This window comes from Pelatocladus sp. (genome assembly GCF_059505505.1).
Genome location: NZ_JCACKS010000208.1, coordinates 11,146 through 31,855 on the forward strand (window position 1 = coordinate 11,146; position 20,710 = coordinate 31,855).

A 20,710-nucleotide genomic window follows, 5' to 3' on the forward strand; every position below is an offset into this window, starting at 1 on the left:
GGTTGAAACTGGAATCTTCGAGTTCACGACGAGAAATTTCTAGGTTGAAACTGGAATCTTCGAGTTCACGACGAGAAATTTCTAGGTTGAAACTGGAATCTTCGAGTAAGCGAGTTCAAAAAACCCGCCTGCGATTTCAATCGCAGTCTCATTTGCATTGTCCACAAAAAAACGGCTACGTGGAAGACCCTCATTCTTGTAATTGTTGTACTAAAAGTTCTTCCAAAATATCCAATAAACTATCAACATCCTGACCAATTTGTTGAAAACAATCTGGTGGTGCTGGTTGTGGTTCAAAATGAATCAGCTTGATTTGCTCTTTACCTACACCAACCATTACAACTTCAACTTCTGGTTGATAATGTTCTATGATTCCAAGAACTTCCTGAAGCCTATTCTCAACATTATCATTTAATTTTTCTATGGCTGCTTTCGGACAATAAACAAAATGCGGTTGAGGTTGCAAATCAATACCGATAGTACCCTGAGTGTCACCATTTTCTAACCACAAACCCCAAGCTAGCGCGCCTAATTCTTGCTGATGTGCTTTCACAAATTGATCTAATTGGCGACGCCATTTGTTATCAGGTGATTCTGGTTGGGTAGTACCGAAGATCATATCAATTCTGGATTTTGGATTCTCACAAAATATAATCTCACCCATAGACGCAAAAGTGCAAATTTTAAAAAACCCGCCTGCGATTTCAATCGCAGTCTCATAGCTCAAGTCTGCTTAAGCAGACTAACTGATTTATATTCATCCCAGCATTGAATCGAAGATTACAGTGTGGGGCTTCTGCCCGTTTAAGCTAAACTCTAAATTGTAAACCAATACTCGGCATAAGCTTATGAATATCTCGTCAGCGCGGCAATATTTTTACCAGGAAATTCAGCAGCCTGATGAGTATATAGACTTAGCAAGAACAGCTTTATATATTGCTCAAGAAGAATACCCTAACCTAGATCCAGAAGAATATATCAATAGTTTGGATACAATGGCAGCAGAATTAGAAGAACGCCTCTCAGCAGAACGTTATCCTTTACGAATTATCCAAACTATTAATCAATATCTCTATAACGATTTAGGATTTGCGGGAAATAAACAAGAATATTATGACCCCCGTAATAGCTATTTAAATGATGTGATCGATCGCCGTCTGGGAATTCCGATTACATTGGCGCTAATATATCTAGAAATTGCCCGACGCATTGATTTTCCCATGATAGGTATAGGAATGCCGGGACATTTCCTCATTCGTCCTAACATTTCTGATATTGAAATTTTTGTTGATACCTTCAACAACGGTGAGGTTTTATTTCCCCAAGATTGTCAAGAAAAATTGACTCAAATATATCAGCATCCCGTGACTCTGCAACCAGAATTTTTAGCAGCAGTGACAAATAAACAAATTTTGGCAAGGATGTTGACAAATCTCAAATATATATATTTGAACAAACAGGAACTAGAAAAAGCCTTAGCAGCAGTAGAGAGGATATTATTATTATTTCCTGGTTTTGCGTTAGAGTTACGCGATCGCGGTCTTTTATGTTATCAACTCGGTCGCTTTTCCCAAGCAGCCAACGACTTAGAAACCTATCTAGTCAAAACCCCAGAAGCCCAAGATGCATACATGATTCGGCGATTGTTAACTCAGCTTGGAAGAGGATAATCATCGGATTTTGGATTTTAGATTACTCTTTGAGAAGCCGCTATCGCGTCTATGGATTTTAGATTATTTTGTCTCTCGTGTCTCCCTTGTCCCCCGATCCCCGAACGCGAGTGCGTCTCCTCTGGAGAATCCCCGATCTCCAATCCCTTATCCCCGATCTCCAATCCCTTATCCCCGATCCCCAATCCCCGATCCCCTATCCCCCAATACGGTTCGGATAAGACAAATCGATTGGCATTTAAACCCTGTAGAGACGTTGCACTGCAACGTCTCTACATTCCCAAATCATGCGAAAAATCCTTAACCGAACCGTATTGCCCTATCCCCTATCCCCTCAGCTACAAGTTTAAGTCGGCGTAACTGAGCTTGCATATCTTGTTTTGTCAAGGTTTCGGCGAAGGTTTTAAAACCCCAACTAACTAGGGGATTAGGTATCTCAAATTCAAAGCGGTTAATAAGGCGTGTTCCTTTTGCTTGTGGTTGACATTCCCAGCGATCGCGTCCTTTGAAAAAACCCTCGAACCCCCAAACAATCAAACCTGGTTGTCTTTCAATCACAACACTATTTAAAGTCGGTTTGATCCCAGGTATTTGAATCACAAATCGACTGCGACTACCAACATCAGTACTCCATTCGCCTACAGGTTCGCAACGCAATGCAGGATTGAGCCAACGGTGCATTAAAATGCGATCGCTAATACAGCGTTCAACTACTGCTGCTGAAGTATTAATATCTATCGATTGTTCAAAAACTTCCATTGCAGATATTTCACTCTATTTTTAATTATATCTGCACTCACATTAACGCAAAATCAGAAAGTAAGAATTGTGGAAATATGCGTCGGAAAAACAACTAATAACCATATAGCTATTAATATTTCAGAAAAATTTAATTTCCATGATCCAATTACTATACTATGTATTTGTCAATACAAGTCAACTACTAAGAGATATATATTTTAGTTTGCTTTTTTAAATTAAAAAAAATAAAAATTCTGAAATAACGGTTGAGATCAATTACCTGTAAAATTGACTAATTAAATTCAAATGTAAAACACTACGAAGTTGCTGGAATGTAGAATTGTCAAGGGCAATTTACTCCAAGAGCATCTACAGTGTTTTCTGGAACAAACTTACTTTAATACCGGAAAACCATGAATATAACTTGGCAAAATATAACCCAAGTAATGAGAACTGGTTTGTGTGTTAGGGTGGAAACATTTTTAGCACAATCACCTACATTCCCATCACAACAAGACGCAGGATTCAATTCTTATGTGCAGAACTCTTTCCAACAAATAGTTGCATTTCTACCCCGTTTACTGGGAGCAGTAGCAATTTTGTTGATTGGTTGGTTGATTGCTGCTGGGGTTGCTGCTCTGACGCGAGGAATCCTCAACCGCACACAAATTGATAATCGCATTGCTGCTGGCGTAATTGGACGTGAAGACAGTCGCCAACTTCCCCAAGTAGAAAAATTGATTTCTAACTTGGTGTTTTGGGGCATTTTACTGCTAACATTAGTTGCTGTTTTAGACACACTGGAGTTAAGGGTTGCTTCCCAACCGCTTAATACTTTCCTCAGTCAGATTGGTGACTTTTTACCCAGATTCGTAGGGGCGCTGATTTTTGCAGGAGTTGCTTGGTTAGTAGCAACTGTTGTTAAACTCATCACAATTCGAGGATTACGGGCGTTAAGAATAGACGAACGCTTAAACGCACCAGAAGATAATGCTACTGCTCAAAATCAATTACCTCTGAGTGATACCATTGGTAATGCTCTGTATTGGTTCATCTTTTTACTATTTCTGATTCCAATACTAGATACTCTGGGGTTACAACGAGCGCTACTACCAGTAGAAGCACTGGTGACAGAGATTTTGGCGATTTTACCGAATATTCTCGGTGCAATCATCATTGCTGCTGTTGGTTGGTTTCTCGCGACTGTTGTACAACGGATTGTCACGAATTTACTAGCAGCAACAGGAATCGACAATTTAGGAACTCAATTAGGATTATCCCGTGCTGCGGGAACTCAACCTCTTTCCAGAATTATTGGCACAATTGTCTATATTCTGATTTTGATTCCTGTAGCGATCGCCGCATTGAATACTCTGCAAATAGAAGCGATTTCCGTACCAGCGATCGCCATGTTGCAGCAAATTCTCAATGCACTTCCCGCAATCTTTACAGCGATCGCCATTCTCATTCTTGCCTATTTCTTGGGACGGTTTGTGGCAGATTTAGTCACTAACATTTTGACCAGTATAGGTTTTAACAATATTTTGTCTGTCTTAGGTCTATCAACACCCACAAGACAAATTGTCATTCCCCAAGAAGAACCTACAGCACCAACTCCCATCAGCCGCACACCTTCGGAAATCGCGGGGATTATTGTATTAGTTGGTATCATGCTGTTTGCAACTGTAGCAGCAGTGAATATCCTCAATATCCCTGCCCTGACAGCACTAGTAACTGGTATTGTCGTTGTACTGGGGCGGATTTTGGCTGGAGTAATTATCTTTGCGATTGGTTTATACCTAGCGAATCTTGCTTTTAGCATTATTACCAGTTCCGGTAATCCCCAAGCCAGGATTTTAGGTCAAATCACGCGGATTGCTATCATTGCGCTAGTCTCTGCTATGGCGCTGCAACAAATCGGTGTAGCACCCGATATTGTTAATCTTGCTTTTGGCTTGCTACTCGGTGCGATCGCAGTGGCGATCGCTCTTGCTTTTGGTTTAGGAACTCGCGATATAGCCAGAGAACAAGTCCAACAATGGCTAGAATCTTTCAAAAATAGAGGCTAATTCAACTTGCAAGGGAAGCATCCCAAATGTTTAAAATCTCCGCAGAGTGTAATACTGCTCGGATAAGACAAATAGATTGACATTTAAACTCACCAGAGACCGTAAATTTACGGTCTCTTCATGTTCAAAAGTATGACGAAAATCCTTGTAATAACGAAAATAATATAAATCACTAAAATCACTATTATGAATCAAATCAATCAAGTTGCGATTGTTGGCGCAACTCATGGAAACGAATTTACAGGGGGATATCTACTCAAAAAATTTGAGCAATTTCCCCATTTGATTCGGCGAACTAGCTTTGAAACTCAAACTTTACTAGCAAACCCCGAAGCTTTCAAACTAGGTAAGCGTTATATTGACAAAGACTTGAATCGTTGTTTCCTCAGCCAAGACTTACAAAACTCGACACTTTCGAGTTATGAAGATATTCGAGCAAAAGCTATCAATAAAATACTAGGGCCAAAAGATAATCCCCAAGTAGATGTAATTTTAGATTTGCACAGTACAACAGCAAACATGGGGTTGAGCATCATCATAGGTAACAAAAATCCCTTTTGTCTACAATTGTCTGCTTATCTGAGCGCAATCAATCCTCTAGTCAAAGTTTGTTTATCATCAACTAATCAAGCAAGTTCTTTACTGAAATCCCTGTGTCAGTGTGGTTTTGTGATTGAAGTTGGGCCTATAGCTCAGGGTGTTTTAAATGCAGATTTATTTCTCAAAACAGAGAGTCTGATTTACACAATTTTGGATTATTTAGAAGCATATAACCAAAATCTAATTCCCGAAACTTATGACGAACTTACACTTTATCAAGATATCGGAACTATAGACTATCCCAGAAATAATTTCGGAGAAATTCAGGCGATGATCCATCCCCAGCTTCAATTTCGAGATTATGAACCTCTTCATCCTGGCGATCCAATATTTCTCAGCTTTGATGGTCAAGAAATTACTTATAAAGGAGACTCAATAATCTATCCAATTTTTATTAATGAAGCTGCTTACTATGAAAAAGGAATTGCTATGCGTTTAACTAAAAAGCAGGAACTAATTAACATTTCTACCTTAACAAGCCATGATTAGCGCTGACATCTTGCAGCATTATCAATTAGCCGTACTACCAGCCTTTGACAGAAATATCTAATACCAATTAAATATGAAGTTACACATTATTTTAACCCCTCCCAACCTCCCCTTGGTAAGGGGAGGTGCCGAAGGCGGTGGGGTTCTTTTTATGCATCTTCATATGGAAATGGTATTAGTACTGCAATATCAATTAATATCTGTAGAATCTAGCTTATTTTCATCTTGTTCTTGAACAGCTATGTAAATATTGATCAAAGTGGCACAAATGAAAAAGAAAAAGGCTAACCAAAATCCAAAGCTGTAATTCACAAGAATTAAACCTTGTCCTTGTTTGAGAATTTCATTATCAATTTTAGATTTAACGATTAGTAATAAAATAAAACCTGCGGCTCCACACCCTGCTGGGATCACAGCACTTTTTTTAGCTTTGAGAAAGCTAGTACCTAAACCAATAGCCCCGGAAAGAAAAGCCAGTGCAGCTAAAGGTTCACCAGGTATTTTTTCTTTTTTTGCTGGTTCTCCAAAAATACTTGGTGATTGAATTTCTTTGCCAGTTGCGAGTTCAACTCCATTTAAAGTAACTAGTGGTTCTTGACGACAAGAAAGAGTAATAAAAGGTAAGAAAAAGCAAATTAATGTTAAAGAAAAGAGTGCAGGTGAAATCTTTTTAGTAGGATTATTCATGCTTTTCGCACTTAAGTAATTATTTAAGTATAAGCATAAGACCTATGCAGGTGTCACATACAATTCTCATGTTTTGTTTGTAGTGTAGACGCTCCTATGAGCGTCTACACTACAAACTAGTACAGCACGGCGTAAATAAAGCAACCATTTAAAATAGTCGAAAAGCTAATAAACTAAGCATTTTTTCTTTTTACTTTTGCCTTTTTACTTTTGCCTTATTATACTAAGTATTGTTTCCTTCACAAAAAGACATAATTAGGTAAAATTAGGTAAAGCAATTTATGCAGTTGTAAAACAAAGGCGTCAGCAATCTCATGCAGCTGAAATTCAGTGCATCTCGACTTCCCTTAACTCCTCTACTGTTAATCGCACCCTTCTTTTTATGGGGAACGGCGATGGTGGCGATGAAAGGAGTAATTTCCCACACAACACCACTGTTTATGGCGGGGGTGCGGATAGTCCCAGCAGGGGTGCTGATTTTAATAGCAGCCGCTTTTATGGGGAGATCCCAACCCAAAACCTGGACTGCTTGGCTGTGGATTGCTTTATTCGCCTTGGTGGATGGGGCCTTATTTCAAGGCTTTTTGGCTGAGGGATTAGTCAGAACTAGTGCTGGGTTGGGATCAGTGATGATCGACTCGCAACCATTAGCAGTTGCTTTAATGTCTTCGTGGCTATTTCAGGAAAGAATTGGTTTGTGGGGATGGTTAGGACTTTTATTAGGTGTGATGGGGATCAGTTTAATTGGCTTACCTGATCAGCTGATTTTAGGTATTTTGTCTGACAACACTCCCGAATTTTTGCTTTCTCCGACTCTCCCACTTTTAAATTCTCTGTTTGCTAGTGGCGAATGGTTAATGCTGTTAGCAGCGTTGAGTATGGCGGTGGGTACAGTGATGATCCGCTTTGTTAGCCGTCATACTGATCCCGTCACTGCTACAGGATGGCATATGGTTATAGGTGGTTTACCATTGTGGGCGATTTCATCGTTTACAGAATCCCAACAATGGCAGAATCTTGTACCCTCAGACTGGGCAGCTTTAGGATATGCTACGGTATTTGGCAGCGCGATCGCCTATGCATTGTTTTTCTATTTTGCTTCTAGCGGTAATCTTACTAGTCTCAGTTCTCTGACTTTTCTCACGCCTGTATTTGCCTTATTATTTGGCAATCTATTACTGCAAGAAATCCTCAGTCCCTTACAGTGGATAGGAGTTGGTTTGACTTTAGTTAGTATTTACCTGATTAATCAACGCGATGTGTTAGCTGCTGTAGAGGGGATTGGGGAAGGGGGGGTTTCCTCTGGGGATAAGGAGGATCGGGGACAAGGAGGACAAGAAGAATTGTTAGCAACTAACCAGCAACCAGCAACCAGCAACAAGCACTAAGCACTAAATTACTTTTCTGGTGCTTCTGATTGCAGAATTGCTTGACAGTATTCGATGATAATTGTGAGGCGATCGCTAATGGTTTTGAGTCGATCAGCAGCAGTAGCAGCTTGTCGCGCACCTTGAAAAAACATGATGTCAATTTCCAATAGTCGCAGTTGCTTACTCATCTCTGTCCTATAGGATAATTCTCGTGTTTTTTCCTCTGCTAAAGGTAAAATCTGTTGCTGAAAAAATTGTTGTAAAGACAAAAGATGCTGTCGCAGTTGCTGTGCATCTGTTTGGTGAGTTGCTGTTTGTGAGCGGAGTTGCTCTAATAGTACTACGAAGGTGTGATATCTCTCTTGATTGACGGACATTCAGTGCTAATTAAGATACTATTAATGTCAAGTAATTTTTCCTATACAATATTCTTTTCTAAACATTTGGTCTAGTGATGGACTCCAAAATATTAAATTTGGAGTCTGATTTGGCATCATTTGACTCTGATGACTATTATGCTTGACACCTAATACAGGATAATTTGCCACAAGCTTTTTGTTTGAGCAGTCATCTTGCGATCCCTTTTTCCTCCGCCGTGTCAGCAGCAATATAGTTTTTCGATGACATTTTCGTTAACTGTGTTCACTCCTGCCTCTAACCACCGAATTATCTCCAGCCCCGCTATATTTTATGATGAGCAGCACAATTGTCAACCACCCTATTGATATAACTCTTCCAGAATGGCTAGAAAGTTGTTTACGTACTCCGCCGACAGACAGTGCCGCAACGGAAGAAGACCGAAGATACTATGATACAAGTTTGATTTGTCGAGCCTTTGAGTTTGCTTATCAGTTGCATCACGGTCAGTACCGCAAATCAGGAGAACCATATATCTGTCATCCAATTGCTGTAGCTGGAATGCTGCGTGATTTAGGTGGTAGTGCAGCTATGATAGCAGCTGGATTTCTTCATGATGTAGTTGAAGATACAGATGTTACAATTGAAGATATAGAACAGCGTTTTGGCTCAGAAGTTAGATGCTTAGTTGAAGGTGTTACCAAGCTTTCTAAAATTAATTTCAAAAGCAAAACTGAAAGTCAAGCCGAAAATTTTCGGCGAATGTTTTTGGCTATGGCCCAAGATATCCGCGTGATTGTGGTGAAGTTGGCAGATCGCTTACACAACATGCGAACATTAGAATATATGCCAGAAGAAAAACGCCGTCGCACCGCTACAGAAACGCGAGAAATATTTGCTCCCTTAGCAAATCGCTTAGGAATTTGGCGTTTTAAATGGGAATTAGAAGATTTAACATTTAAGTATTTAGAACCGGAATCTTTTCGACAAATTCAACAGCTTGTTTCGGAAAAACGCACAGCGCGAGAAGAGAGATTGACAAATATTTCCGAAACATTGCGATCGCGACTTGCAGAAGCGGGAATTCGCTGTCTTGATATTAATGGACGTCCCAAGCATCTTTATAGTATTTACCAAAAGATGCAACGGCAAAATAAAGAATTTAACGAAATTTATGATTTAGCAGCACTGCGAATTATTGTCCAGACAAATGACGAATGTTATCGTGCTTTAGCAGTAGTTCACGATGTTTTTCGTCCAATCCCTGGTAGATTTAAAGATTATATTGGATTGCCCAAGCCTAACCGTTATCAGTCATTGCATACTGGCGTTATAGGGCCTTGGGGACGACCTTTAGAAGTGCAAATTCGGACATTAGAAATGCACCGTGTAGCAGAATATGGTATTGCTGCTCACTGGAAATATAAAGAAACTGGTGGTTCTAATAGTAATCTAACTGCATCGGATGAAAAATTTACGTGGTTGCGGCAGTTATTAGAATGGCAAAGTGATTTAAAAGATGCTCAAGAATATTTAGAAAACATCAAAGATAATCTATTTGAAGAAGATATTTATGTATTTACTCCCAAAGGAGATTTAATTGCTTTAAAACCAGGCTCTACAACAGTAGATTTTGCTTATCGCATCCACACCGAAGTAGGAAATCGCTGTACAGGAGTGCGGGTAAATGGTAGAATGGTGCCACTTTCGACGCGCTTACAAAATGGGGATATCGTCGAAATTATTACTCACAAAAACGGTCATCCTAGTTTAGATTGGTTGAACTTTATTCGGACAAGTGCAGCCAAAAACCGGATTAAACAATGGTACAAGCGATCGCGCCGGGAAGAGAATCTTGCTCGTGGTCGAGAATTATTAGAAAAAGAACTTGGGAGAACAGGTTTTGATAATCTCTTGAAGTCCGAACCAATGCAGACGGTAGCAGAAAAATGTAATTACCACTCCACAGAAGATTTACTCGCAGCTTTGGGTTATGGAGAAATCACACTCAACTTAGTACTTAACCGTTGGCGAGAAATAGTCAAAGCACAGCAGCCTGTTGCTAGCGAGCCAGATCATACCACAAACCTACCCACCACAGCCAAGGCCGCCGCCTTGTTACGAGAGGCAACTTTCACAACTTCCCGCGCTAGTGATTCTCCTATCGTCGGCGTCGAGGGATTATTATATCACTTAGCTGGATGTTGTACCCCCATTCCCGGCGAAGCAATTATTGGTGTAGTGACACGGGGTAGAGGAATTTCCATCCATCGCCAAGGTTGTCACAACTTGGAAAAAGCAGAGTGCGATCGCTTAGTACCAGTCAGTTGGAACCAAGCATTAGAACATACTAGTCGTCCTCAGACTTACGCGGTTAACTTGCAAATTGAAGCGCTAGACCGAGTCGGAGTCTTAAAAGATATTTTGTCACGCTTGAGCGACCAAGGAATCAACGTCCGCCATGCAAATGTCAAAACATCATTTGGTCAACCAGCGTTGATTGATTTGGGGATCGAAATTTGCGATCGCTCTCAATTAGAACAGATATTTACTCAAATAAAAAAAATGAGTGATATTCTTAATATCCGTCGTCTTGGCCAAATTGACGAATGATTAATCATTTACAAGGGTGCGTTTACAGTTATTAGTTAACAGTTAACAGTTATCAGATTTTTAAAATCAACTCCTCTTTCCTCTTGATTTTTCTAGCATTCCTAAATCATTTGTAAACAATCAGCTCCCCGACTTCTTAAATAAATCGGGGAGCTGATTCTCTCAATATTCACAACTCCTCCATGGACTGCTATATAATAGCCTCAAACATAAACTTATGAAGTTAAACTTATAACCCAAATCCAGCAACCACCATTAAGTAAAGCTGTGATAATTGCACCAATAATAACCCCCTTCATTGATGCAAACTTTTCTTGTCTTTTCAGTCGCAAAAGCACAGGAATAATATATACAACTTGAGTGATACCAATCCCAAAAAAATAGAATATAAATATTATCTGAAAAAATCTGATGTTATATTGAGAAGCTAGTCTTAACTCTATATAAGCAAGAATACTCAAAATCAAAGTTGCAATAATATGCATTCCCAAGACTAGGAAAATTCCGCCGATCACATAAGAAAATTCGTTTCTTCTCGACATGCAGCTTCCTTAATTGCCAAAATTAAATCTTTTATTATTAACCAAATCATACCCCGTACTACCTTCGCGATAAAACATATTAAAAGTATCAAAAGGAATTATTCTTCCATCTGGGTGTACAATATGAATGCACGATCGCTTTACAGAACGCACGTCAAAATTATAGGGATCAAGAAACTGGACAATCATCACCCGAAAAATATTGGCGTAGGTAATTCCTTCTGGAACAGGCAACATTGGCAAACAACACAAAAGCTGCTTTAATGATGTAGCCGCAGAACTGGGTGAATGACTAGTGGAAAATAACTCAAAAATGTGGCGTTTTAGTTCTGGATTTTGTTCGTAAAGTACACTATTGGGCATAACTTCCACAAACTTTTCAGGATTAATTAACCCAGTCAGGGGTATAACTTTACCATTAACTTTGAGTGCATAAGCCATTGCCAAACAATCGGGATGGCAAGGAACAGGTAAAATATCTTCTGGTTGAAAATAAGGACTTTGTTGTAAAATTGACCTGCGTACTTCGGTGAGAGTGTACCTGTCTCGCTTGGGATCAAAGCCTTGCAAACGTCCAGCTGCTTGGATTGGTTGAAACGTTACGCCGCGTACACAAGGCTGTTGCAAAGCATACTCAATTATTTTGCCGATTTCCTGGTCATTCAACCCTTTTTTGAGGGTGACTACTAGAGTTGTAGAAATATTATATTGATTGAGGCTCGCGATCGCCATTTCTCTGACACTACGCAAATCTTTACCCCGCAAGTCTTTTAGCGCTTCTACGTCAAAGCTATCAAATTGCAGATATACTTCTATACCAGGCATGTATTGACTCAGGCGACTGCAAAAAGTTTTATCTTTAGCAATTCGTACGCCATTGGTATTAATCATTAAATGTTTAATTGGCTTGCTTTTGGCAAGATCCATAATTTCAAAAAACTCTGGATGAAGCGTCGGTTCTCCACCACTCAACTGCACGATTTGCGGTTCTCCCTCATTCGCTACCACCGCATCAATCATGCTTTCAATTTCTGCTAAACTGCGGTGGCGTCTGGGTTGATGAGAAATATCAGAAAAATCTTCAGCACCGGAATCAGCATAGCAAATTGGGCAAGAAAGATTGCATTTATCTGTGACTTCTATTAAAGTTAAACAACTATGCTGCTCATGATCTGGGCATAGTCCACAATCATAAGGGCAACCATATTTGATTGGTGTATTAGACTTGAGTGGCATATCTCCTGGTTTGATAAACTCCAGGGATTTTTTATAATACTCAACATCATCAGCAATTAAAACTTCTTCTCGTCCATGGGTAGGACAATGTTTAACTAAGTAAACGCGATCGTCTTGAAAAATAATTTTTGCTTCGACTTTGGTGAGACATTTTGAACAAACACTATTTGTCAAAGCATAAAATAGGTAATTGCGAGTAGGCATGGTGCAGAGGTTTGTTTTTAATCTTACACCAAGAAATAATAGCGAGCATCATTTAGAATACTAAGTAAGTCGCTGGGAATAAACATAACTGAGTTACGAAAAGTAAACATGCCTAAAAGCCTTACCAATAAAAAATGACATAGACGCTTTAACGGCTTCAAGGTAGAGTATGACAAATGACGACCCCAATTAGTTAGCTTTATTTGTACCAACTTACCTATCAGTGCGTCACTGATCACTGATAAACGTTATCAACTTGTTTTGCTAAACTCACAACAAGTGTTACTATTTCTAGTATGAGATTTTTGTCGTTTTATAGTTTGATTTGTCATAAATAACAACTCTACTACAAAAATCCCTATTTATTTTCGGCAAAGGCATTGAGTTAGCCTTTTATCAATCGGAGCGGCGGGATTTGAACCCACGACCTCCACTACCCCAAAGTCTAACGAGCGCAAACGCAGTCACAGTAAGGATTTCAAGCGTTTGCTAGTGGCGCGCTACCTACTAAAGTCCACACTCGGAACACTGAAATGGTAGGAAAGAAAAGAAACCCATGTGGAAGTGTAGCGGTTGAGTCTGTTAAAGGACGTATAAGACTACGTTTTAGATACCAAGGAAGACAGCTATACATGGCTGTAGGTGCAGATAATGCCACAATCAGAAGTGTTGCATCCCTTAAAGCAAGACAAATTGAATTAGATTTACTAACAGGTACATTTGACCCCTCACTCAATAAGTACAGACCACTATCAGCCAAGCCTGTCTACAGAGATCCACCAATACAGTTAATAAAGGAATCTGTAATAGAGGTTTTTTCTGCTTTCATAAAATGGAAAGCTAAAGAAATTGATAAGCGGTCACTCGAAAAGTACAACGTTACCTTACAGACACTAAAAGTCTCTATCTTTGGAAAATTTCCAGCTATCGATTTGACAGAAGATGAGGCACAATATTTTAGCGATCACCTAAAAGAAGAACATAAGTTAAGCCCAAGAACTCTGAAAGAACGTATTACATTACTACGGGCTTGTTGGGATTGGAAGAAACTACCAAATAATCCCTGGATTGAGGTCAGAAGGCGGATTAAGGTACCTCCGACTCAACCACCTACACCATTCACCCCACATGAGATAAACTTCATTCTAGAGGTGTTTGAGCGTGATTATAGCAACTATTATCCTTATGTCCTATTTCTCTTTTCAACAGGCGTACGTACGTCTGAAGCTATCGGTTTGAGGTGGAGACATATAAGCCCTAACTTCACCTCTATCTGGATTGGAGAGAGTTTAACTAAAGGTGTTAAGAAGTCCACCAAAAACAATAAGGCTAGAACAATAGTTGTTACACCAAAAGTCAGAGATGTGTTGGAAGCTATTAGACCGCCAAAAGCTAAACCTGATGGGTTGGTCTTCACCTCTATAGGTGGGGGCGTCATTGATGTTGATAACTTCACAAAACGCTACTGGGTATCTGCCTTAGAAAAGGCTGGCGTTGAATACCGTAGACCCTATAACACTAGACATTCATTCATTAGTAACTGTCTTGAAATAGGCATGAATCCAGTAACTATAGCGTCCATTACGGGGCATAAAGTTGAGACTCTATTCGAGTACTATGCTGGCTTAATTTCTCCTCCTGTTATCCCCGTCTTGTTCTGATTGCGGGATAAGCTTACACATACCATTTTTGACCATACGTACAACTGACCATACATACAACATTGAGCTTTTCAGCAACAAATAAATACTTTTTTTGGGGGCTATATGACTTGTCATATAGGGTTAACACCAACTACAAACTAACGTTAAAATCCAGCCAGCTCTAAATAGTACAAATGTTTTGCAGGGACGTACATCAAGAGCAACCCTGCTTGATTACCTAAAAAACAAAGAACCCAAAGCATAAGCGTCTGGGTTCTCTTACATCTAATATTCAAACATACCGCCATGTTAACAGAATCAAACAATAACGGTCAAGAAGTAACATCTCGTAACAATTCTGAAACCAGCTCACAGCCGGAGCTAAACACAGATTGCAAAGAGATTACAGAAACAGATGTCAAAGTGGAAGAAAATGTTGTACGAGATTCTCGAACAATAAGGGATGAGCTTGTAGAGCAAGACTTAAAGACAGATTTTGAAAACGGTGAAAATGTTGTTATAGACAATATGGAACAAGAATATTTTACCTCTCCTGAGTACGTGTTAGGTCTCCTCAGAACTCTTCCAAACAGACTCAGATTCACTCCTGTGGGTTGGAATAAAAATGCCTACTTACCTGAATGGCAAAAATTTCCACTAACAAAAGAAAAAATATATGAAGTCTACGTGAAAGACAGAGGCTGTGGGGCAATAGGACTAATGGCAGGGGAGGCGTCAGGAGGGTTAGTGTCAGTGGATGAAGATGCCCATCCTCATCACCAAGGTCATTCAATCAAGCAATTTATAGAAGAAAAATCGGGACTCCCTTACGAAGAAGCACTACCTCCTACAGTATGCTTTACTTCAGGAAAACCTAATAGGAAAGTCAGCCTTTATCGTGTCCCCGAAGAATATTGGAGCGCAATTAAATCTACGGATCATGTGACTTTAAGAGGGGAAACTAAGAATGGACAGAGAGAGGTATTAGAACAACTGCAACTGATGTGGAATGGTAAACAAAATATCATTGCAGGACATCACCCAGAAACAGGCTACTACAGACCAGTAGAAGGACACGCACCCCACGAGATCGCCTTTGCAGAAGCACCTACCTGGTTACTTGAACTAATGCTTCCAAAAACTAAGAATCCTAAACAAACTAATGAGACTCTCAATAGTGTTAGTGGAACATGGTCAAATTTTTTAGTTAATAGTGTGTACCAAACATTAGAGCTTGAATCAGGGTTCACTTGGAATGGGCATAACTTCCATACAGAAGACACCAGAGGGGTCGTAAAAGGCTGTTGCCCTTGGCACGAGAGCAAATCTGGCACTTCATTTACTGTATGGAGAAGTGAAGGAATAATCCATTGGATGTGTGCAGCAGGATGTGGCAAAGGGGATTTAGTGGGGTATCGACACCGGTTAAACGGTGGTGACGGTAAGCCAAAAGGAAAAGACTTTACAGACATAGTTAAAGGACTAGCATCAGAAGCTGGGGTAGATATGCCAAGAATCGAAAACAAAAAAATAGAGAATAGAGAACTGTCTTTTGAAGAAGCAATGAAAAGGACAGAAGAAATTATTGAGGAATTAGGCGATCCTGCGTTGCAGATGTGGGAACTAGAGAAATTAGCTTCCAAATGCTCAAAAGGAATAACTGCCGCAAAACTGAGACAGATGCATCAAATCAGAGTGGACAACTTTAGAGAATTTAACCCTAAAGATGTACATGAAATTTTAGCTACTGCACCTGAAACTAGAGAATGGCTTATTGCTGACCTTATATCAAAAGCTACGACTATAGTTTTGAATGCAGACGGAGGGGTAGGCAAAACCCTTTTAATCTATGACCTAGTAAAAGCAATCGCAACGGGGAGACGATGGAATGGATTCAATACCCAAAAGGGTAAGGTATTGATAATCCAAACAGATGAACCAGAAATAGACACGGCAGAGCGTCTAAATATTGCACACTTTGGAGAAGAAGTAGAAACAGGTTACGTCAAGTTTGAAACTAACTGGCAGTTTAGCCAAATAAAACAACTAACAAAATGGGTTAAACAAGAAGTACCAAGCCTGGTGGTTATAGACTCTCTTACTTCTTGTAACCGCGACACTACGTACGAAGAAAAAGATATTGCATATGCTCGTTGCTTATATGAATTAAGGGACTTAGCTAACGAGTTAGGAATAACTTTTATAGTATTACATCACACAAACAAACAAGGTGGTGCAAGAGGGACAACAGGGATTCGGAACAATGTGAGTGAAGTTTGGAATCTACGAAAAGGTGAAACAAAAGAAAACTTATTACCTCTTCAGCGAGTACTACAGTTTGATAAAAGCCGCAGTGGTTGTGCTGGAAGCATAGTACTAGAGCTTAACCCGGATGATTACTCCTGGAAGTATCTCAATAAAGTAAACGAACCACAAGGAGGTATGGCTCCTTACCCTGCAAGGCTATTAGGTTTCTTTAATAAGAATCAGGGGACAAAATATGACCCGGAAGAATTAGTGGAAATCATTCCAGGAGCCACAAAGGATGCTTGCCGCAAAACCTGTGAACGTCTTTGGAAGAGAGGACATATTAAGAGAGAAGAAAGGATTAAATCTTTTAATGGACGTAACTATCGTTCTTTTGTATATTACACACCTAATGAATATATAAATTCTCAAAACAAAGGTGAACAAAAGGAGGTCTTGTCCAGCTTGGAGCTACAACAACGTAATACCAATAGTTTTGAAGCTGGACAAGCATCTGGACAGGAGCCGGACAATCTGGACAAGGATGAACTAGAAACGCTACAACAACGTAATACCAATAGTTTTGAAGCTGGACAAGCAAAAAAAGAAGATGTCCAGATACAAAACAAAACAGGTAACGCTTCTCTTGACTTAACCTCTTCTGCTATGTCCAGCTCCGAAACGGTTGATATACAAGGGTTGCAGCAAAACCATCAGGGCAACACAGATTCTGTCCAGATGCTGTCCAGCTCCTTGTCCAGCTCCGAAACGGTTGATATACAAGAGGTTGAGGGGGCATCTGGACAGAATGTAGAAAAAGAGGACAAAAGAAGATTTAAGTGTGGTGGTTTGAGTTCTATATCAATAGGTGATGATGTGACATACATTGGGGAGAAATTAGCGCAGCAGTTTAAGGAAATTCGTTTGGTGGTTTTAAGTGTGGATGAAGACCGAGAAACAGCTAGACTTAAAAAAACCAATGGTTATGAAACTGGGGATATCCCCTTAAAGGATTTACGACTGCGAATGGGGTTTTAAACAGTGGGTAAGGTAAGGACTGATACAATACCAGCTACAGAGTTGCTTAGAAAAGGGCTAGTTAGGCTAAACGCAGCACTTTCCAGAAGCGGTGATTACGACTTAATAGGAATGGTAGGTGCGGTTATTTATGCTGGGCAGTACTTTCAACAAGATACAGAGAAAGGTACCCATGTCTACCTGTACTGTCCCAATGAAAGAACCGCTAAATTCCTTTCGGAGCAAGCAGTGTACCTGTTTCTGAAAATGTTGGCGGTGTTCCCACTAACCCGATTACTCATCAGCACCGTAGACGATCCCATAATTACTGTGCCTGCGGATGATTGGATAAGTCTTGGAAAACACGAGGTAGAGCCTGATCTATTTGTTGGAGTAGGAACTGTTAAGGGACATCCTAGTTGGCATGTAGTCGTGAAGCTTGATGAAGACGGTTATTTAATTAGGTAGGTAGTTATGGCTAGATACAAACGATATTGGTATAGAAGCTCAATTTTGCCATCAGTTCTTTATCACTGGGGTACTTCAGGCATAAAAATTGATGAGCATAAACCACTAGCAGGCTTGGACTGGAAAACAATCATCGAAAACAAAGATTACGAAAAAATTAATCTGTTAGACCAGCTAGCTACACAACACATCAAACAGTTTTGGGACAGGTACGAATTAGAGTTACCATTTGCTATCGAACACAAACTAGATCATACGTTCACAGTTGCAGCTTACTTCAATAAAGCCCACTACATACTACGAACTATAGAAGGTGAAGATGTCTACAAAATAAGAGGTGCTAAGAACTTCGATGACCTCTCCGACCACAAGAGACATCCCACGTACCAACTGCTGTGGAACATCGTAGAAAACGTTGATGATTTTCCCGAAAGCACCGAATACACCCATACGTCGCTACTCAAGATTGGCATGTGGTTGGATGCTCAGAAATCTACAGCTTATGAGGCAATTAAAGGCTTAAGACCTGGAGATGAAGTTGTACAGACAAGACAAGCGCGGTACAACAACACGCACATGCCATGCGATAACGTGAGTGAATTCAAACGCCGAAGACAACGTAAAATCGTTGACCACGGTCAAGAAGTACTTTGGTTTGAACGGTACGCCAAAGAAGGTATTGCAAAAATACATGCACGTATGTTAAATGATACCTTAACGTACTAGTAATAATACTCGGGGCTGCCCCTGCCACTAAAAAAAAAGTAGGGGGGGCAACGTATAGTGTACATTCTTACCCCACAAGGGTTCCAGCCGCTCTGCTCCGTAGTGGGGTTATGTGAAATTAAGAAAAAGAAAAACACGCACGTATCTTAAGATGCTCACCCCAACATCATGCATTTGTTCTTCCAACAGTTCATGAAGTACTAAATTATGGATACCGATGAGGATGTCAATGAATCGAAAGTTGCTTAATCTAATGCTCTACGCAATTTTGGACACTACCGCACATAAGGTTAAGTTGGGCATATCAAACAATCCCAGCCGTAGGCTACGTTGTCTACAAACAGGCAATTCCAGCAAGCTTCAGTTGTTATGGGTTATCGATGGATTTGGGCGTACAGAGGAACGTAAGCTGCATCATGCACTAGCCAGGTATCGCGTGGGTGGAGAATGGTTTGATGAGAAGGTGTTACAGTTCTTAAATCCAACTTCAGCCCACATCATAATTGCGTAGAATAGTGCATATGAACTCGTAATCGTTTGTACCACCTGGAAGCACTCTTCAAACTTCTAGGTGGTTTTTTAGGTATATTTAACGTGCGCTGTAAGCCTCTACAAGCCCTCTTAAATCATCAAGCATAGTAATCTATCATTTACGAAAAACGCTCTGATTTGCCTCTGTACGCTCCTTCCTGGACAACCCTTATAGAACAAGCGTTTGGACAGTTGTATTTTGAAAATACATCTGTAATAAACAAAGTTGGCGCGGTAAATAATGTTACTTTTGCGTACTTAACAGAAGATCAAGCGTACTTCGTGATGACACTGAGTAAACATACTGAAGGTAAAGTTTAAGGAGGAAGAGAATATGTCTGCAATAGCTCATTTACCAGAAGATATTCGCAAAGAATTTGAAGTTAAAGATGATGGGAGAGTTGTTTGTAAGAGTTGGAGAGCGTTAGGTAGGTTGTGTGGTGTTAGTCATACAGTCTTTACAGATATGAGGAAAGAGGCAGGTAGATTACCGTATAAAATACTGGTCGCGGATTCACTACCAAAATCGCTAGAACCATTAGCTGGTATGGATTTAAGGGTGGTCGCAGAAATTAACGAAGTTACAATTTCATGTTTTGTTAATTATTTCGCTTGGGAATCATCAGCTCTAATGACACAGCTAAATCAACAGCACTAGCACTACAAGCAGTGGGTGTTAGAGCTTGGATACAAGAAGAACTGGGTTGGAAGAAACCACTGTATCACGTAGATTCAGACTACTTGTATAATGCCCAAAATTTAGGCTCCGAAGATATACTCAATGAGTTTGGGTTTTATCAAGCACTAAGTTCTAGTAACAAACCTAAAGCTAAATCATTCCAGAAGTGGGTGTATGAGAAGGTACTACACGTTGTTCAAATGTGGTCAACCATTTCAGCTTAAAAATGGCTGAACTCCAGACACCATGAGGGTTACAAGGGGTCAACCTTATCCCAGCAAAGCTAGTTTTTAGATGGTTAATGAAAGACAATCCAGAACTTGCACTGGCAATGGCTGAGGCAGCGTACTTAGTCATATACCCAGATAAACAATAGGAGGAAGATAATATGTCTGCAATAGAAGTAGTACAACGTGGTGATTCACTAGTAGTTGATTCAAGATTGATAGCTGATGAACTAGAGATACAGAATCGTTCAATAGAACGAACTGTAGAGATGTACCGTGGAGAAATAGAAAATAATTTTGGATTAGTAATAACCGAATCAGTATGTGATCAAACTAAATTTGGTAGTGATACATACCGATACTGGTATTGGCTAACAGAAGACCAAGCGTATTTTGTAGTTACCCTTAGTCGTAACTCAGAAATAGTTATACAAGCTAAAGCAAACCTTGTTAAAGCATTCTCTAAGGCTAGAAAACAAGAACCTGTTGATGTGTTTGCTGAACTGTGTTCGATGTCAAGAGAAGTTCTTGAGTTCAAAGTAACTGAAGCAGCGTACTTAGTAATTTACCCAGATAAACAATAGGAAGGAAGAT

At 39.9% G+C, this 20,710-nt stretch carries 20 protein-coding genes; 13 read left to right on the top strand and 7 right to left on the bottom strand.

Going from position 1 to position 20,710, the window contains the following annotated elements:
• Positions 1-190: 190 nt before the first annotated feature.
• Positions 191-619: a beta-carboxysome assembly chaperone CcmS gene (ccmS, locus tag AC5JMK_RS17265; protein WP_096678740.1), complete on the bottom strand. Its 429-nt coding sequence runs from the start codon at positions 617-619 to the stop codon at positions 191-193.
• A gap of 229 nt (positions 620-848) precedes the next feature.
• On the opposite strand from ccmS, the gene AC5JMK_RS17270 reads away from it, so the two are divergent.
• Positions 849-1,670 carry a SirB1 family protein gene (locus tag AC5JMK_RS17270; RefSeq protein WP_096674324.1) on the top strand — a complete coding sequence of 274 codons (822 nt, stop codon included), beginning with the start codon at positions 849-851 and terminating at the stop codon, positions 1,668-1,670.
• Between the two features lie 300 nt (positions 1,671-1,970).
• Here AC5JMK_RS17270 and AC5JMK_RS17275 read toward each other — a convergent pair whose 3' ends face one another.
• Positions 1,971-2,429: an SRPBCC family protein gene (locus AC5JMK_RS17275; protein ID WP_096674322.1), complete on the bottom strand. Its 459-nt coding sequence runs from the start codon at positions 2,427-2,429 to the stop codon at positions 1,971-1,973.
• Positions 2,430-2,824: 395 nt separating this feature from the next.
• Between AC5JMK_RS17275 and AC5JMK_RS17280 the strand changes: the two genes are divergently transcribed.
• On the top strand, positions 2,825-4,480 hold the full coding sequence (locus tag AC5JMK_RS17280; protein ID WP_096674320.1) for a mechanosensitive ion channel: 1,656 nt from the start codon (positions 2,825-2,827) through the stop codon (positions 4,478-4,480).
• A gap of 186 nt (positions 4,481-4,666) precedes the next feature.
• Positions 4,667-5,569 (top strand): aspartoacylase, encoded by a 903-nt coding sequence (locus AC5JMK_RS17285; RefSeq protein WP_096674318.1) that lies wholly within the window; start codon positions 4,667-4,669, stop codon positions 5,567-5,569.
• 189 nt (positions 5,570-5,758) lie between these two features.
• On the opposite strand, the gene AC5JMK_RS17290 is transcribed toward AC5JMK_RS17285, so the two are convergent.
• Entirely contained in the window at positions 5,759-6,256 is a 498-nt protein-coding gene (locus AC5JMK_RS17290; RefSeq protein WP_096674316.1) for a hypothetical protein, read from the bottom strand.
• 314 nt (positions 6,257-6,570) lie between these two features.
• Between AC5JMK_RS17290 and AC5JMK_RS17295 the strand changes: the two genes are divergently transcribed.
• Positions 6,571-7,644: a DMT family transporter gene (locus AC5JMK_RS17295; RefSeq protein WP_096674314.1), complete on the top strand. Its 1,074-nt coding sequence runs from the start codon at positions 6,571-6,573 to the stop codon at positions 7,642-7,644.
• Between the two features lie 8 nt (positions 7,645-7,652).
• Here the strand turns inward: AC5JMK_RS17295 and patD are convergent, their stop codons facing one another.
• Positions 7,653-8,003, bottom strand: coding sequence for a heterocyst frequency control protein PatD (gene patD, locus AC5JMK_RS17300; protein WP_495910654.1), 351 nt, complete (start codon positions 8,001-8,003; stop codon positions 7,653-7,655).
• A 316-nt stretch (positions 8,004-8,319) separates the two neighbouring features.
• On the opposite strand from patD, the gene AC5JMK_RS17305 reads away from it, so the two are divergent.
• Positions 8,320-10,596, top strand: coding sequence for a RelA/SpoT family protein (locus tag AC5JMK_RS17305; RefSeq protein ID WP_495910705.1), 2,277 nt, complete (start codon positions 8,320-8,322; stop codon positions 10,594-10,596).
• Positions 10,597-10,811: 215 nt separating this feature from the next.
• Here AC5JMK_RS17305 and AC5JMK_RS17310 read toward each other — a convergent pair whose 3' ends face one another.
• Together AC5JMK_RS17310 and AC5JMK_RS17315 are read right to left on the bottom strand one after the other, a co-directional pair.
• Positions 10,812-11,138 (bottom strand): hypothetical protein, encoded by a 327-nt coding sequence (locus AC5JMK_RS17310; protein WP_096674308.1) that lies wholly within the window; start codon positions 11,136-11,138, stop codon positions 10,812-10,814.
• A gap of 9 nt (positions 11,139-11,147) precedes the next feature.
• A complete protein-coding gene (locus AC5JMK_RS17315) occupies positions 11,148-12,578 on the bottom strand; it encodes a radical SAM protein (RefSeq protein ID WP_495910655.1) in 1,431 nt (476 codons plus the stop codon).
• Positions 12,579-13,111: 533 nt separating this feature from the next.
• Between AC5JMK_RS17315 and AC5JMK_RS17320 the strand changes: the two genes are divergently transcribed.
• From AC5JMK_RS17320 to AC5JMK_RS17350, 7 genes are all read left to right on the top strand, one after another.
• The gene (locus tag AC5JMK_RS17320; RefSeq protein WP_495910656.1) at positions 13,112-14,239 is read left to right on the top strand and encodes a tyrosine-type recombinase/integrase; all 1,128 of its coding nucleotides are present in this window, start codon (positions 13,112-13,114) and stop codon (positions 14,237-14,239) included.
• A gap of 288 nt (positions 14,240-14,527) precedes the next feature.
• Positions 14,528-17,506 (top strand): AAA family ATPase, encoded by a 2,979-nt coding sequence (locus tag AC5JMK_RS17325; RefSeq protein ID WP_495910657.1) that lies wholly within the window; start codon positions 14,528-14,530, stop codon positions 17,504-17,506.
• Between the two features lie 111 nt (positions 17,507-17,617).
• Entirely contained in the window at positions 17,618-17,953 is a 336-nt protein-coding gene (locus AC5JMK_RS17330) for a hypothetical protein (RefSeq protein ID WP_495910658.1), read from the top strand.
• 6 nt (positions 17,954-17,959) lie between these two features.
• Entirely contained in the window at positions 17,960-18,679 is a 720-nt protein-coding gene (locus tag AC5JMK_RS17335) for a hypothetical protein (protein WP_495910659.1), read from the top strand.
• Between the two features lie 253 nt (positions 18,680-18,932).
• Entirely contained in the window at positions 18,933-19,190 is a 258-nt protein-coding gene (locus AC5JMK_RS17340; protein ID WP_495910660.1) for a GIY-YIG nuclease family protein, read from the top strand.
• A gap of 354 nt (positions 19,191-19,544) precedes the next feature.
• Complete coding sequence (locus AC5JMK_RS17345; RefSeq protein WP_495910661.1) at positions 19,545-19,868, top strand: hypothetical protein; 324 nt, start codon at positions 19,545-19,547, stop codon at positions 19,866-19,868.
• Positions 19,869-19,879: 11 nt separating this feature from the next.
• On the top strand, positions 19,880-20,113 hold the full coding sequence (locus tag AC5JMK_RS17350; protein WP_495910706.1) for a BRO family protein: 234 nt from the start codon (positions 19,880-19,882) through the stop codon (positions 20,111-20,113).
• Here AC5JMK_RS17350 and AC5JMK_RS17355 read toward each other — a convergent pair.
• Positions 20,040-20,246, bottom strand: coding sequence for a hypothetical protein (locus tag AC5JMK_RS17355; protein ID WP_495910710.1), 207 nt, complete (start codon positions 20,244-20,246; stop codon positions 20,040-20,042). The two genes, AC5JMK_RS17350 and AC5JMK_RS17355, sit on opposite strands and share 74 nt — an antisense overlap.
• Positions 20,247-20,277: 31 nt before the next feature.
• Between AC5JMK_RS17355 and AC5JMK_RS17360 the strand changes: the two genes are divergently transcribed.
• On the top strand, positions 20,278-20,700 hold the full coding sequence (locus tag AC5JMK_RS17360) for a Rha family transcriptional regulator (RefSeq protein WP_495910662.1): 423 nt from the start codon (positions 20,278-20,280) through the stop codon (positions 20,698-20,700).
• Positions 20,701-20,710 lie beyond the last annotated feature (10 nt).